The organism is Prauserella salsuginis (assembly GCF_024648885.1).
In the GTDB taxonomy this organism is placed as follows: Bacteria; Actinomycetota; Actinomycetes; order Mycobacteriales; family Pseudonocardiaceae; genus Prauserella; species Prauserella salsuginis.
The window spans coordinates 172,508-188,293 of record NZ_JANBBF010000010.1 but is presented as its reverse complement, the minus strand read 5'-3'; the positions used below and the strand labels follow the sequence as shown (position 1 = coordinate 188,293).

Below are 15,786 nucleotides of genomic sequence, written 5' to 3'. Positions count from 1 at the left end.
CCTGCGACTGCTCCGTGAGGTGGAAGACGCGCCCGAGATCGGCCACGGTCGCACGGTTTCCCCGGGAACGGTTGGACGATTTTGTGTTCCGTCCGGTGATGGCGACACTGGACCAGATCGAGTTCGACGGCGCTGATCTTGCCACGGCACTTTCTGTAGTACGGAGTGACGACATTGAGACACATCCCGGCGTCGATCGTTTCGCTGAACACGCGACGCGCGCGTATCTTCGGGCGTGTTCGCGGGACGATGCCGTGCTGCGCCCGGTGCGTGACTGGTGGGTTGCGCAGCGGATTCTGCCGTCGATGGTGTGGGAGTTGTACGCGTGGGGGCGGCGGTATGAGTCTGGGGATGGCGCGCTGCGTGAGTTTCGGTTCCTACGACTGGGCGAAGCTCGTGAACGCGGCCCCTCGGAGGTCGCGATCGCGGCGTTCGTTGCTGCGTTCGGGGCCCCTGCATCGTGGCCGCAGCCGTGGTCGGAACCGTTCCGCCCGTCTGGGCGTGAGGGTGCTGAGCGGGTCCGGGTAATCGAGGTCGGGTTGGCCGACGGATCAGTGAAAGAGCTCCTAGACGCGACGGCGCAGGAGGTGGAGGAGTACTTCGCGACGCATGGTCGGACCCAGGTCGTTGAGATCGCGCATGGCGAAGCGTTGGAGCCGGGGTTTGGGTGTGGAGAGTGTAAGCGGGTCGCAGTGTGCCGTGGACCGGTGCGTACGCCGGGGCTGCTTGGTGTCGAGTCCGGGCAGGGGCCTCTGCGAACGGTGTCGATCAGTGGACTTCGATACCACCGCAAGTGTCCGGCCCAGGCGTATCTGAGGGCGGTGCATCTGCCGCGTTCTTACGAGTACAGCCAGGAGGCCGCGCTTGGGCAGGCGGTGCATGCCTGGCTGGAGAAGGTGCACGATCAACAGCGTGACGGCTGCGACTTGGACGCGATGCCGGATGCTGTTTCAGATTGGTCGGCCGGCGATTGGCGGGTGACGGGCGAGGACGCCGCGGCCGGTGCGCGGATGCTGGCCCGCCACGTGGAGGTGTGTCCGTTTCGGGACGCGCCCGAGGTGGACTCGGTCCGGGTGGAGCCGCAGCTGACTTTCCTGGACCTGGTGGCCCGCGCCGTCGTGGTGGCCAAACCCGATCTGGTGTACCGGGAGGAGGGTCGGTGGGTGTGGCGCGAACTCAAGACCACGCAGAAGCCCAGGTCGTCCTTCTCCGACCCGCTGGAGGAGTACCCGCAGCTCGCCCTGGGCGTTACGGCGCTGGCCGGGGATGCTCTCGGTCCTGGCGGTGCGGGCCGAGTCGAGTTGGAGATCCTGCGCCCATCCGGGGCGGAGATTGTCCCGATTGACCCGACCGACTCCGAACGGGTGAAAACCGCGCGGCGGGTTCTGCGCGAATGGGCTGGTCCATGGCGGGAGGACAGCGTCTTCGACGCGCGCCCCGGCAAAGAATGTCAGTGGTGTCCGGTATCTCAGTGGTGCCCTAGCTACCCAGGGGTTGGCCCCGAGCAGAAGGACGACGAGACCAGTGCTGAGCCAGGACCAGCGGCCGCCTCAGCCGAAGGCTGACGGCTTCTTCGAAGGCGAGAACATGCTGCGGATGGTGGCTAGCGCCATCGTGCGGTTGTCGCAGCAATCCGGACCGGGTGACCCGGTGTACGACGCGACGGTGCAGAACACCTATAACCAGCTGGTGCTGCTGTGCCTGGGCAAGGGACATGCACCGCCGGGCAGTGTGCCGGAGATGGTCCGGTGGGCGGCGGAGCGTTCGATTGGGGAGTGGCCGTGGACGTTGCCGGAGGACTTCGATGGCGCATCGGCGTTCTTGGTAGACGAGCTGACGCGGACGCCGACGCAGCAGTGCTGGGAATGGCGGATTGCCGCCCGCGACGTCGCCGCCGAGCAGGTCGAGAACCAGTTGATGCTGGAAGCAATCTCCGAATGCCGCGCCGCACGTGCCCCGGCGTCCTACACCGCGTTTCGCAAGCTGTTGATCAGCAAGCCGGTGCTGACCGACGCCGAGCGCGTCGCGCTGGGCGATGACCTGGATCTCGAGTTGCTGCACGACGTGATCAAGCGCTGCTACGATCCAGTTCCCGCGTCGTATGTTCGCGAGGGTGTGTACGCGGTGTGCGCGCGGTGCGGATGCTTGCTGGTACCGATCGGGCGTGATCGCTACGTATGCGAGCTGGACCGGTGTCGCCGTGACCAGCATACGCGGGTGGGGCGGCGGGTCGAGGCACGCCGCAGCGGCTTGTATCAGCTGAACCGCCCGCTGCGCATGTTCATCACCGGGCCCGGTTTGGCCGAGACCGATCTCGAGGCCGAGCTCTCCCGTCGCGGGGTGCGCGTGGAGATGTGGCCCAACTTCGACGCCTACGATCTGCGGATCACGCTACCGCGCGGCCGGGTCTGGGCCGTTGATGTCAAGGACCGCGCGAATCCGGCGCTACTGGGTCGCAGTGCGCTGCCGCTGCGCAGCGACCCACTCTATGACGAGGGCTTCTTGGTGGCCCCGCAGTACCGATTCGACGAGCGCGAAGACTACGGCCGCGTGTACGCGCGCCACCGCACCGATGCGCCAGGTGTCCCGGACTTGATCTCCGACACCGAGTTGCTCGCGCGAGTCGATCGGGAGCTCGCGCGAAGCCAGCGGAACACGGCAGACCGTGACACTGTAGGAGGGGCGGCTGATGCGTGATCGGAGTGGATGGCACACCCAGCTGCTGGGGCAGCTTAACCCGGTCTGGCCCGAGTGGCTTCGTGACTTCTCGCCAGGGCAGATGCTCGATGTGGAACTGGGGCTGTATCTGCTCCGGTCGGTGATGTCCGAGCACTCCGCGCAGGATGCGTGGACGCTGTTCGGCGGTTACCCGTACAGCGAAGTGTTCGGCGCAGACACGGTCGAAGCACCGATGCGGGTGACGCGGGGCCGGCACTATCTGTGGGACATGCGGCGCCGCCGGGAGTGGCTCTCGGCGGTCGAGAAGTATCTGCAGGTTCCCGAGGAACTACGCGGCTTCCTGCTGGAGGACGTCGACGGTGTGCCCCAGCGGCGCGAGCCCAGCCGGGCGGCTCACCGATTCGAGGTCTACGAGACGCTGTTGACCGCGGCGCCGGCGTTCGCCCGCCAGCGACTGCCCGCCGCAACGGCAGGTGAATATGAGTTCTACGTCCGCGATCGGCGGTACTCGGTGACGTTTCCGGCCGAGCTGCTCGCCGACATTCCAGCACCGGTCGGGCACGACCTCGCCACGCAGCCGCTCAGCGCAGGTGCCCCGGTGGAGGTCACGTGGACCGAGTTGGAGGAAGCCGCGGCCAAGATGGATGCACTCGAGCAGAATCTGCCGGGTCGATCCAACGAATGGACCCGCCGACTCGGCCGGGTCAAGCTGCTGATCCGGGATGACGCCCAGGGCGAGTACGTCGAGGCCGAACGGATGCGTGTTGACCGGTTGATGAACCTGGTCGGCATGGTCGGCGCCGGCAAATCGACGTTGCGCGACATCTTGACCTTTTGGGCTGCGACGGAGACCGGCCAGCGCGTCACCATCGTGGTCGGCGACGTGGCCGAAACTCTGGCGATCGTCGATCTGTTCAACCGGCTGGGAATCGATGCCGCTCCCGTGGTGGGGCACTCGACGCGCGAGCGACATCTCGAACGGTTGCACCGGCGCATGGCCTCGACCGGCGCGGAGACAATGCTCGGTCACGAGCACGCCAGTTTCAACTTTCTCAGCAGCGCGTGCCCGCTGGACGCCCTCCGTGGGGTGAACGCGAGCCAGCCACTCAGAATCGGGGAAGCCCCGTGCAACGCACTATATGAGGTTCAGCCTGCCACGTCGGCTTCGGACAACCTGTTCGGCGACAACAACCACGCAGCCGACCGCTCGCCCGACCGGAAACGACGCAAGCGTCACGGCTGTCCGCTGTGGACAGCGTGTCCACGTCATCATGCCTCCCGCAAGCTCGTGGACGCGCAGGTGTGGGTGGCGAACCCGGCCAGCCTGGTACACAGCGGTGTCCCTCCGGCATTGCAGGACGAGCGGCTGCGACACCTGGAGCTCGCGTGCCGGATGAGTGACCTCGTGATCGTTGACGAGGCTGACCGCGTGCAGATGCAGCTCGACCGCGCGTTTGCTCCCGCAACGACGTTGGTGGGACAGTCACCGAACTCGTGGCTGGACGAGGTCGCCGGTCACAAGGTCAGCGAGCTGGCACGCCGGGGCCGTTTGCAACTGTCCGAGCAGGACGTCGACGACTGGACCAGCGCTGTGGACACCGTCTCGGCAGCAACCGACCGGCTGTATGCACTGTTGATCGGCATCCCACCACTGCGGACGTGGATCACCGAGGACTACTTCAGCGCGATGACGCTGCACCAATGGCTGATCCGGTCCTGGTTTCCCGACCTCACCGGTCCCGACGACACTGCTCCTACCGGCGATCCGGCTGTGCTGGCACAGCGGCGGGAGCGCATGGAGCACGTCGAGGCCGTGCTCAACAAGTTCCGCGACGAGCCTCTCGAGGAACACGAACCAAAGAACGACACCGATCGCGTGACACCGGCGGCCAACGCGTTGGTGCACCTCACCCTGCAGCTGCTCCATGCGCACCGCGAGTCGATGATCCGCCGCCGACTTCGCGACGTTCTGCTCGATCTCGTGGGAGACGATCCCACGATCGCCGATGACCTGGAAACCCACGCCCAACGTTTCGAACTCACCCTCATCCTGGCCGCGTTGCACGATCGTCTGGACCGGATGACGATCCTGTGGCCACGGGTCGAAGCCGCGCTCAACCTGGAAGCGACCTCGAACGTACTATCGCGGCGCCCGCCCAAGGACTACGAGCCGGTCATCCCGGAATCCCCCATGGGTAACGTCCTGGGATTTCAGTTCCAGCTCGGCGAACGCACCAGCGATGGTGACCAGAGCGGAGAGCTGCGGTTCTTCCGCTGCAGCGGAGTCGGACGCGAGCTGTTACTCAGCCTGCCACACCTTCCCGCCGTGGATGACCGGCCCGGCCCGCACGTACTGCTCATGTCGGCCACCAGCTGGGCGGGAACCTCGACTCGTTACCACGTCCACACACCGGTTGACGCGGTCCTGCGGCCACACGACGACGAAGTCACCGCGATCCTGGACACCACCCTGCGCACCGAGTTCCTCTACTGGCCGGGAACCTCCCCACCGCTGCCGCTCAAACTGTCCGGCAGCGGTCCGGGCGACCGCGAGAAAATCCTGGAGCAGATGCTCAACCAGCTCGCCGTCCCTGACCGCAGCCTGGGTGACGCGCCGAGCATGCTCGATGCCGAACTCGCCGACATCGAGGACCCGGACCGGCGCCGGATCCTGCTGCTGGTGGGCAGCTACGCCGAGGCCAAACATGCCGCCCGTCACCTCGACCGCATCCCGGAATGGACCGGCCGGGTCACCCAACTGGTATCCGACGACGCTGACCTGGATAACAGCTGGATGGTGTTGCGCCGCGGCGAACTGACGAAGTTCCCCGACAGTGGCAGCGAGATCCTGGTCGCGCCCCTACTCGCCGTAGAGCGCGGCCACAACATCGTCCTACCTGGCGGTAAGGCGGCTATCGGCAGTGTCTACTTCCTCGCCAGGCCCCACCCAAGACCCGACGACATCGCGCTCGCGATCCACGCGATCAACGACTGGGCGGTACGTCAACTTCGAGGCCCGGCCCGAACCTTCCACCGGGACGCTCTCGCCGCTGGAGCCCCGGATAGCGCCGCATTGGCATTTCGCCGTCGAGCCAGCAAAGAGTGGAACCGCTTCCTCACCCGCCAGATGGCATGGAGCAGCCTCACGCCGGACGAGAAGGTCAGCTTCACCTGGGACCAGCTCGTGGTCATGTGGCAGGTCATCGGACGGCTGGTCCGCGGCGGCGTGCCGGCCCGCGTTGTCTGTGTTGACGCCGCGTTCGCGCCTCGCCAAGCCGGACTGCAGGCCGTAGATACCCCCGAGACCAGCCTGCTGGCCAGCATGCGCGCCGTCCTCGAGCCCTACTTCACCGCCGACCCGGCCAGCACCCCGCTCGACCGCTCGCTCGTGCAAGCGCTCTACGAACCGCTTTACCAAGCACTTGCCGACCTCGACTGATCACAGACTGAACAGGACCAGCCCATGGCCTTTCCAGAACTGCAGACCGCTGCGTTCATCCCAAACCCCGACAACAAGACATTCACGGTCGACCTGCACACGCTGACTTTCCCCGCGCACTGGCGTGAACCCGTCCTCGATCTCTACCGGTCCGCCCGTTCCGAACGCTCACGGCCCTGGATCAAGGAGGTGCCGATCAAGCGGCTGAACTCCCTGATTCGCACCGTCGCTCCTGATCTGGTCACTGTCGACGCCAACGCTTCCTTCGACGACACCCGGCCCTGGCTATACACCCGCACCGACTACCCGATGCGCCCGCTGACCCGGCTCGTGCGCGCTTGGCTGCGCAACTTGGCGCCCACCCCTGAGGCGTGGGAACGCTTCCGTGACACTGCCGGCGCTGTCGACCCGGAACAGCTGCACTGGACACCGGAAACCGTCGATCTTCTTGAACACACCCTCTCACCTGGAGGAACCTGCGAGCCCGCTGCGCGGCTCTACCGAATCCTGCCGGAGATCCTCGCCGACCGTATCGCTGCACAACCGCCCTATGAGTTCTGCGGCGAGCAAGTCCGCTTTCACCGCGTCGCCGTCGACGCCGGCGCTAACGGTGCCGAGCTCATGTCCTGGCCACCCCTCAAACACAGCACCAAGGTCAAAGATGAAGAGGCACAGAAGAGCTATGGGGGCGTTCGTGAGTGGCGCTACTCCGCAGTGATCAACGTGTCGCTCCGCACAGTGCCGTTCTCACCAACACCCCGGATCCACATCAGCACCCGAATTCGACGCTGGGTCGCCGGGGAAGTATTCATGTCCGGAACACGAAACGTGTCGGCCTATCTACTGACCCAGCAGCCCTTCGTCGAGGACGGCCAGCAACCCGGCAGATTCGCCGTCGCGCAGTTCGCGTGGAACCGGCAAACCCGCCAGATCGAATGGGCGCAGAGCGGTCCTGGCGGCATGCTCGCCCGCGTCGGCGCCATCGACAACCTGCCCGCCGCGGGCGTCTTCGCCAAAGAACCTGACACGTGGCTCGACGGCCGAGACGGTATCGAAGGCGGCGCTAATTACCACACCATGATGGGTTGGCACGGGGTCGGCGCCGGCATCATGCCTGCGGAACGACGCCGATTGACCGAATGGGCTGGCGCAGCACTTGCGCCTGAGTTCGTGCCAGCGCCACCGCTGGTCCGCAGCGCCCTCAAGCAGAACCCAGCCAAAGTGCTGGAACCGAAGGTGTCGGTTCCCAAGAAGCACGCCACCGATGAGCGAGTTGCGGCCGCAGCCGCAACTAATGAGCGCGTCGACATGAACAACGCCGTGCGCCGGCGTGAGTTCGCCGCACTGGCACTAGACGGACCAGCCCTTACCGCCGTCCTGCTCTACCAGTCCACCCACATGCGCGACCAGCTCATCAGCGCCGCCGAAGCCAACCTTGGGCTGACCGAGTACCGCGAGGCAACCGGGCCGCAGCTGTGGAGCTGGAACACACCCGACCTCGAGGTTCGCATCCACGCCCGCGCACTAGGCTCGCTCGGTGCACCGCTCAGTACCGGTGATCAGCCTCCCAGAAAGGGCAACGAGCACCTCACCGCGATCAGCGACCGCCGAGCTGCCGTCGCCTCTCATCTCCGAGACCTGGCAAGCGAGCTCGGCGACACCACCGCCATCACCTTCGTAGAACTCGACGGACGAGACAAATTCAAGCACCGCACCACCGACCCCAAATTCGCCATCCGACTCGGCTGCGCCGACGCCGGTATGGTCAGCCAGTTCTTCGCCCCCGCCGAACCCAATCCCGGTGACGACGATGACGACTCGCCGTTTCGCGCCGCCGCAGCGTGGGCCGACGGGCTCCGACAACTCGGCATGCGACTCATCCCAACACACACCGTGTGCGACACGATCCCCGAAGACCTCAACCAACTCGCATTCTGGCTCGTCAAACGACAAGTAACCGGCGAAACAGGAAAAGCGCAGTTCACGCCGGTGGCAGTACTCATTCGCCCCGGCCGAAAAGGCATCCTCGGTCGCACGCCCGACATGACCGAATGGGTCCCCTACCCACAGCTACTCATCGCGCTCACCGGTCAAGTGCGCCCAGAACACTTATCAACCAAGGAGCAGCAGACCAAGTCCGTCGCGGCGTTCGTCCAGAACATCCTGTACACCTTGCGCGGCACACCGACCCTGGTCGTCACACACGCCCACAACACCCGAAGCCGTTGGCCCTGGCTGACCAACCCCGGACTCATGTCCGACCGCATTCGACTCGGAGGCGCTGACAACCCGGCCCAGCGCATCAGGTTCTTGGGAAACAACCTCCGCTTCGCTCGCGTCGCCACCAGTGACCGGGACGAAACCCCCCAATGGTGGGCGCCAAAAGACAATGATTCCGGAGGGATTAGCAAAGGCCTCTGGAAGCTGCCGGGCGGCGATGGTCAGAAACGAGTATTCTACAGCACTAGCGAAAAATCTTCGAATCACTCAATTCCCGTCGAAGCGACCAAACTGACACATCGGATCAACACGGTGGGAAAACTCGACCGGCGCCCCGGAAAGAACGCCTGGAACCCCGAACTTCTCGAGATTACGGTGCTCGGATGCCCCGACGCACAGGAAGCCGAGCGCTGGGCCATGTTCCTGCACCAACAACGTTTCGCCGAGGACTACCGTGACGCACTCGCACTCCCACTCATCCAGCACATCGCACAACTCACCTCCCAATACGGCCTGCCTCACGACGACGAACCAACCGACACCGACGATCTGTGCGGCTTTCCTGACGATGAGCAAGCGCCAGGCAACGATGGCTAGAGTGGAACGACTCGTCCAGCCTGCCGAGCATCCTCGGTTTCTCGGGCTCCTAGTCGGAGATGATCGTTGGTTGTCATGGACTACGACAGGATGTCTGCACCGCAGCAGCTTGAGTTCCATCAGTGAGCCGTCACCCGGGCTCGCCTGGGTGAGAAACAGGTCACCGCGTCTGGCGAGGCCCTCGGCGTCAGCTGCGCTGAACTGCCCAGGAACCGGTAGCTCGATCTAGAGAATAATGTTCTGCAATCCGCCGCGGCTTAACCACTGCCACGACGCTCACGCCTTTGTTCTGACGGCAAGGTTTCGCTTTACATTTGAACCATTCCGTGTATCGTTCAGTCAACGAGATAGTGGGCCTCGATGTAGGAAACGGTCGAGTCGAACGGTTCGCCAACTGGTTTTAACTGGTATCGGCGGAAAACTGCAGCGGTTGCGCGGCGGACGCCGCGGTTGCGAGCTTCGGCGTTATCCCATGAGGCAGCGAGGGTCCGGGTGACCACCTGGTCGATCTCCTCGGCCAGGTTCCTCTCTGTAACTGTGAGGCCGGGCGGTGCATGGTCGTGGATGATTCGCGTTAGGACACCCACGTGGTCGTCGTCCACGACGACTACGGCTTCGTCGGGATGCTTCTCGGCGTCCACGATGGCGCGAGCGACCCTGAGTGCCTCGGACAGGAACTCCAGTGCATCCTGGGCGTTTTGGATGATCCGGTCCCGCAGCAGTCTGATCCGCTCCGCGAGGGCGGTGTATTTCGCGGACCCCGGATCGACGCCGTGGTCCAGGGATGCCTTGATCCGATCGAGGATCTCCGCGGCGGACGGCGGTGTGGTGTCCTCGTCGTCCTTGTCGGTCTTGGAACGGACGAGTGCCAGCAGTTCTTTGAGCACGGCGATACCCTGGGTGTCCAGGACGAGGGCTTTTTCCTGGGCGGCGACCACTGAGAAGGAGTGGACGTGGGCGTTGATGATCTCCAAGACCATGGGCCCCAGCTCGCTCAGCCGTTCCCTTCTTTCCTCGTCGGAGGACTTCTTGAACAGGGTCGTGTACACGGACCCGAACAGTCCGAAGCCGTCTCGGTATTTGGCGATCCGATTGTCGGTGTTGATTAGTGGATATAGGCGAGCCAGGAGCCGATAGTCCTTGGCGAATACCGCCGCGGCGTGAGGGTCGGAGTCAAGGAAGAGGTTGATGGCTCGTACGGACTCGTACCCGTGGACCGTGAGGTCCAGGTCATCGACGTCCGCAAGGAGGTCTTCGATGCGGGCGAAGGTGGTGCGGAACTCGACCACCAACTCGGTCAGGTCGGTGACGAACCCTCCGCCCTTACCGGTCTCCGCCGTGGTGGGGTCGACCACGGCTCTCTGAACCTCTTCGGCCAGGCCGATGTAGTCCACTACCACTCCGGAGGTCTTCTCGAACCCGGTCGGGGCCACCCAGGTGCGGTTCGTCCGAGTGATCGTCTGGAATAAGGTGTGCGCCTTCAATGGCTTGTCCAGGTAGAGGACACCCTCGTTGGGGGCATCGAATCCTGTCATCAGCTTCGCCGTAACCACGAGGAAACACAGTGGGTCGTCCGGGGCGAGGAACCGTCGCTTCTGCTCCTCCTCCTCGGCTTCTGACAGTCGGAACGGGCGCATGTTGGGGTCTTCGTCTTTGGAGTCAGCAACGAAGACGTTCACCTCAGCGGTGATACGGTCGTGCTTCCCAACCTCGGTGAGTACTTGTGACACTTCGAATCCGGCCAACAACTCGTTGATTTTGTCCGTGTAGGCCACGGCGAGCTCACGGTTATACGTAACGACTTGCGCCTTGAGGCCGTTGCGGTAGGTACCGGCCAGGTAGTGGTCCACGATGTCCTGGCACACCGCTTCGATGCGATCGGGATTTGAGAACACCGAGGTGAGGCGCCCGAACTTGCGGGACAGGGCCTCGCGGTCGGGGTCGTCGAGATCGAAGTCGTCGGCAAATTGGTCGAACTCGGCTTGCAACTCCTGGTCGTTCATCTCGAAGGCGACCGGGTGTGGGTCCAGCAAGACCGGAACGGTCGCCTCGTCCATCAGAGACCGGGACACCGAGTACCGGTGCAGGACCCTGCCTGGATCAGACTCGTCGCCGAAGAGGGCAAAGGTGTCGGTGGCCAGGTTGCGGACCGGCGTGCCAGTCATGCCGAAAAACTTCGCGTGCGGCAACGCTGCCCGCATCTGCCCGGCCAGGGACTTCGGCCGGGATGACTGCGTGCGGTGCGCCTCGTCGACCAGCACGATGATGTTGCCCCGGGTCGAGAGGTTCTTGCCGGCGTCGGCGAACTTGTGGACGGTCGTGGAGATGACGCCGCGCACGTCGTCGGCCAACAGGGAACGCAGCTCCTGGCTCGTAGCAGGTTGGTGGAAGTAGGCGTCCCCCATGGCGGAGGTGTATACCCCGGAGGTCTGCCGAACGAGCTGGGTCCGGTCCGAGAGCAGGATGATCGTGGGAGAGTCGGTGCGGGTGTCGGCCAGCAGTAGGGATGCGGCGAACACCATTAGCAGCGTCTTCCCGGAGCCCTGGTGGTGCCAGACCAAACCCTTCGAGCCGCCCGCCAGGACGCGCTCGTGGATCAGGTGGGCGGCCTCCATCTGCGGGTAGCGGGGCAGGTACTTCATGTCGGCCCCGCCCCCGGAAGTGTCGAAGAGGGCGAAGTTGGCGAGCATGTCCAGGATCGTGGTCGGGTTCATCAACAGCTCGACGGTGCGCTGCACGTCGGCCTGCCCGGACAGGTGCTCGTCGTCGGCGGTGGACCGGAACGGCTGCCACAGGTTCGTGGGCGCACCGGCGGCGCCGAACCGTAGCTTCAGGCCGTCGGAGGCGAGAGAGAAGACATTAGGGGTGAAGAACCACGGGTACTCGGTGGCGTAGACGTCGTTGATCTCACGGGCGGCGTCGACCCACCCTGACTTCGAGGTCGGTGATTTCATCTCGACCACGACCAGAGGAAGGCCGTTGACCCAGTACACGAGGTCGAACCGGCGGGAGGGCTTGCCGGGAACTGAGATGCTCACCTCGTCCGACACAACCAGCGTGTTCGCAGTCGGGTCGGTCGGGTGTTCAAAGTCGATGACCTTCAGGGCATGCCACACGCCGTCGGCATCCCGGAATTCCCTGAGTCCGCGCAGCAGGCGCAGCACCTGCTCGTTGGCTCGCACCAGCCCGCCGTCGACGGCGTTGACCGTGGCGACGATCTCCTCGACGACGGCGTCCACGTCGAACCCGTCGATCACCCCGGGGTTGAGCCGAACGATCGCCTCCCGCAGTTGACCCGCGATCACCGCCTGCGTTGTCTCGCGCGGAAGTGACCTGCCAGCTGTGAAACGCCAGCCCATCGGGAGGGACCACTGGATCATCAGGTTCTGGAACTCACGCTCCCGCACGCCTTTTGCCATTAGGCAACCTCCAGTTCGGCAGCGTCGATGCTGATGGTCCCGTCCAGCAGGCCTGAAAGCAGAGCGGCACGAACCTCGCGGAGCTGAACAGCCTCAGCGCGGGTCGCTGCTACGACCTCGCTCATCGTGTCGAGTTCCGCCGCGATGCGCGCCTGGTGCTCGATGCTCGGGAGGCGCACTGGCATGCGTGCCGCTCGCTTGGACCCGATGTGCTTGATGTTGGTTCCGCCAGCGACCTCTCGGAATTGCCCAGACTCGTACGCCCACTGGCACCAGTGGTTGACGAACGCCGGAATGGTGACACCGTCGACGGCGCGGTAGCGAAGCAGAGTGTTCTGGAAACAGATCGGAGCGGGAATCTCGTCCCGCCACATCGCTGGCATTCCCACTGCGGTCTCACTCGCGCTCCCCTCGGAGACTAGGACGTCCCCGTACCGGAGGCCGAAGCTCTCGCGCTCGGCCGGGGTGAAATCCATCTCAAGTACGTCGGAGAAGTTGAAGGTTCCGTATCCGACATTGGCAGACCGAAGGTAGGGAGTCATGTACGGACCAGTCGAGCGTTGCGGTGAACGCTGGCGGCCCATAGTGATAGTGAAAGCCTCGTCTGCGCGGACTTCATCGACAGCCCCGTCGGTCATCGAGTCGGCACGAAGTCGACGAAGAACTGCTTGGATCGCATCCGCTTCGGTGTCGAGTGCGGTGATCTGGTTGTCGATCGCGTCGAGTATCTCGACGATCCGCGCTTGTACCTGGCGGGGTGGGATCGGCACTTGGATCTGCAAGAGTTGCTCTGGGTTGAGACGCTTGCGCCGCTGGACTGTCCCGCTCACCCGGTTCTTCATTTCTGTCCACAGTCGCGGTGAGCGACATACGTGCCTCATCCAGTCGGGCATCAGTTCTGGGCCAAGCGTGAACGTGGGAAACTCGTTGCTGACGACGAATCCATCGAACTCGGCAGATACTACGGTGATCGGACCTTCCCACGCGGTCAGTTTTCGCATCACGACCTGGTCGACGTGTAGCACGTTCATTGTCGTGTACTCTGTCTCGCCACCGTCGAATTCGCCTTTAGTGACAAGTCCCTGTCCTGCATTCAGGACGCCGGCCAGGCGGTAGGTGGTTGCAGGCTTCATCGGTGTGCGCTGGATGTCGAGGCGCATCACCTCTCCGAGCGGACGAAGTGGATAGCCGTCACTCACTGAGGCCCTCGATCCCAGCATCGGCGAGGACGGCGAGCATGTGCTGCTCGGTCTTCTGACGTTCGGCACGGGCAACGTTGTAGGCATCGATGAGCGAGCCGAGGTCCTCCTGCTTAGCTTCGGCCTGCTTGATGTACCTGCCGATGTTGAGATCGTAGCCGTTCGCTGCGATCGCCGTGGTAGGGACGAACCGCGCCGCAAGTCCTTCGTCGCCGTCAGGGTCGACGGGGTTGCCGTCGGGATCGAAGTTCGAATGGTAAGCGGTCACCACATCGGCGATGTCTTCCTCCGTGAGGACGTTGCGGTTCTTGCCCTTGATGAATCGTGTGGAGGCGTCGAGGAACAGCACCCCGTCCCGGCGCTCCTCAATCTTGGTGCCGGGAGCGCGAAACACGAGGATGCAGGTCGGGATGGAAGTCGAGTAGAAGAGGTTCGCTGGCAACCCGATCACGGCCTCCAGGAGGTCATCGTCCAGGACGCGCTGGCGGATGGCTGCCTCCTGGCCACCGCGGAACAGCACACCGTGCGGCAGGACGACACCGGCCCGGCCCTTCTTGGGATGCATGCTGGCGATCATGTGTTGCACGAACGCCCAGTCCGCTGCCGACTGTGGCGCTACCCCGCCGATGGCGCGTGGGTCCTGGGTCCAGGGCTTCCATTTAGAGCTGAAGGGTGGGTTGGCGACGATCACATCGAACTGCGCGACGGACCCGTCCGGCTTCTTGAAGCGCGGGTCCTTCAGGGTGTCGCCGACTTCGATCTGAAACTGGGTGAGGTTGTGCATGAACAGGTTCATGCGCGCCACACCCGCAGTGTCCGGTACGGACTCCTGCCCACGCAGCTTGAGCGTGTAGCCGCGCCCACCGCGGGCCTTCAGTAGGTTCGCGGAGGCGATGAGCATCCCGCCCGATCCGCAGGTCGGGTCGTACACCGACTCGAAGTTCTTGGGGTCCAGGACTTCGACGATCAGTTCGACGACCTCGCGTGGGGTGAAGAACTGGCCGGCGCGGGTGCCGGCCCCGTCGGAGAACCGCTTCAGCAGGTACTCGTACGCCCCGCCGAGCACGTCGTGGGACATGTTGCCCTCGTGCATCCTGGGAGTGCGGTCCATCGCTTGCATGACTGCCGCCAACACCTCTTCTGGCAGCACCTCGTCGGAGGTCCAGGTCATGGCTCCGAACAGGCGGGAGAATTTATCGGGGTTAGCCGTCTCGATGGCCTGCAGGGACGCGCGGACCCGCTTGCCGAGGCCCGGCTGGGTGACGGTGGCAAGGATGGACGACCAGGAGGCGCGACGCTCCCGGACCGTGCCCGGGTGGATGAACGGGATCTCGAACGACTGGTAGTCGCGGAACTCGATCTCGTGGGCTTCCTCGGGGGAGAGGTCGTCCAGGCCCTCGTTGTCGGCCAAGAACTCCTGGTGGTGATGTTCCCAGGTGTCCGACAAGTACTTCCAGAACATCAGGGGAAACATCACCGACGAGTACTGCGCTTCGGGCATCGCCACACGCAACTCGTCTGCGGCGTCCCACAGTCGGCTCTCGATCTCCTGCTGAGTCACTGCCATCAGTCGGGTGTCCTTACTCGTAAGAGGGCGGGGACGGGTAGGCCGTTGCGCCTCCACCGAGACACCCTATTTCGAGGGGCTTGGGCAGACGCGCACCCCAGCGTGTCGACAGCCAAGACGCCCGCAACACCATGGCCAGCTACTACTTCAGCGACGGTCCCGCCATCGACACCATCAAGACGGCACTCGCCGACGCCTTCTACGAAGCCGCCATCGAGGAACAGAGGATTGACCGGGGGTAGGACGTCCGCGACGTCTGGGTAGGCGATCAAGGCAGGCTCGCCGCACCTCGGGGGACGAATCGACGTTACTGGGCGTCTCGTGGCCATCGATCGGCCTCCGACGACGTATGCAACGGACCCGTGCCGCAGGTCCTACGACCCCGCCGCTAAGGCGACCGTCAGAGTCATCGACGAAGTACCACGGACAAGAGTGATTTCCGCCACTTAGCTTGACCTGTGGCGAAGCCAACCCGTCGCGGCACCGTCGGCGCAGACCTCGAGCGAAGCGCCACACTCCGCGTTCCCAGTGCAATGACACTCGGACGGGTAGCGCACCCCCCACCGCTGCCTCCGATCTGCAGCGCGGGGTGGCACATAACGCGGCGAAACTCCGACCGAGTACACTGTGGGCAGCTAGGGCCTCTAGCTCAATTGGCAGAGCAGC

The 15,786-nt window shown here is 64.3% G+C and carries 7 protein-coding genes and 1 pseudogene; 5 read left to right on the top strand and 3 right to left on the bottom strand.

The genetic code is table 11. The annotated features are described in order from the left end of the window. Positions 1-98 precede the first annotated feature (98 nt). The 5 genes and pseudogenes from LY40_RS12040 to LY40_RS12025 all read left to right on the top strand — a co-directional run bounded on the left by LY40_RS12040 (position 99) and on the right by LY40_RS12025 (position 8,935). Positions 99-1,565 carry a PD-(D/E)XK nuclease family protein gene (locus tag LY40_RS12040; RefSeq protein ID WP_258936871.1) on the top strand — a complete coding sequence of 489 codons (1,467 nt, stop codon included), beginning with the start codon at positions 99-101 and terminating at the stop codon, positions 1,563-1,565. Then, positions 1,525-2,697 carry a pPIWI_RE_Y domain-containing protein gene (locus LY40_RS12035; protein WP_258936870.1) on the top strand — a complete coding sequence of 391 codons (1,173 nt, stop codon included), beginning with the start codon at positions 1,525-1,527 and terminating at the stop codon, positions 2,695-2,697. The genes LY40_RS12040 and LY40_RS12035 overlap by 41 nt, the downstream gene beginning before the upstream one ends. Continuing rightward, a pseudogene (locus LY40_RS26515) lies at positions 2,690-3,235 on the top strand (pPIWI_RE_Z domain-containing protein); the annotation flags it as partial. The gene LY40_RS12035 and the pseudogene LY40_RS26515, both read left to right, overlap by 8 nt. Positions 3,236-3,277: 42 nt before the next feature. Next, complete coding sequence (locus LY40_RS12030; RefSeq protein ID WP_258936869.1) at positions 3,278-6,118, top strand: ATP-dependent DNA helicase; 2,841 nt, start codon at positions 3,278-3,280, stop codon at positions 6,116-6,118. A gap of 24 nt (positions 6,119-6,142) precedes the next feature. Continuing rightward, on the top strand, positions 6,143-8,935 hold the full coding sequence (locus LY40_RS12025; RefSeq protein ID WP_258936868.1) for a pPIWI_RE module domain-containing protein: 2,793 nt from the start codon (positions 6,143-6,145) through the stop codon (positions 8,933-8,935). Positions 8,936-9,270: 335 nt separating this feature from the next. On the opposite strand, the gene LY40_RS12020 is transcribed toward LY40_RS12025, so the two are convergent. The 3 genes from LY40_RS12020 to LY40_RS12010 are packed head-to-tail and all read right to left on the bottom strand — an operon-like array spanning position 9,271 to position 15,120. Next, positions 9,271-12,354: a type I restriction endonuclease subunit R gene (locus LY40_RS12020; RefSeq protein ID WP_258936867.1), complete on the bottom strand. Its 3,084-nt coding sequence runs from the start codon at positions 12,352-12,354 to the stop codon at positions 9,271-9,273. Then, positions 12,354-13,553 (bottom strand): restriction endonuclease subunit S, encoded by a 1,200-nt coding sequence (locus tag LY40_RS12015; RefSeq protein WP_258936866.1) that lies wholly within the window; start codon positions 13,551-13,553, stop codon positions 12,354-12,356. Before LY40_RS12015 ends, LY40_RS12020 begins: the two co-directional genes overlap by 1 nt. Then, entirely contained in the window at positions 13,546-15,120 is a 1,575-nt protein-coding gene (locus LY40_RS12010) for a type I restriction-modification system subunit M (protein WP_258936865.1), read from the bottom strand. The genes LY40_RS12015 and LY40_RS12010 overlap by 8 nt, the downstream gene beginning before the upstream one ends. Between the last annotated feature and the right edge of the window lie 666 nt (positions 15,121-15,786).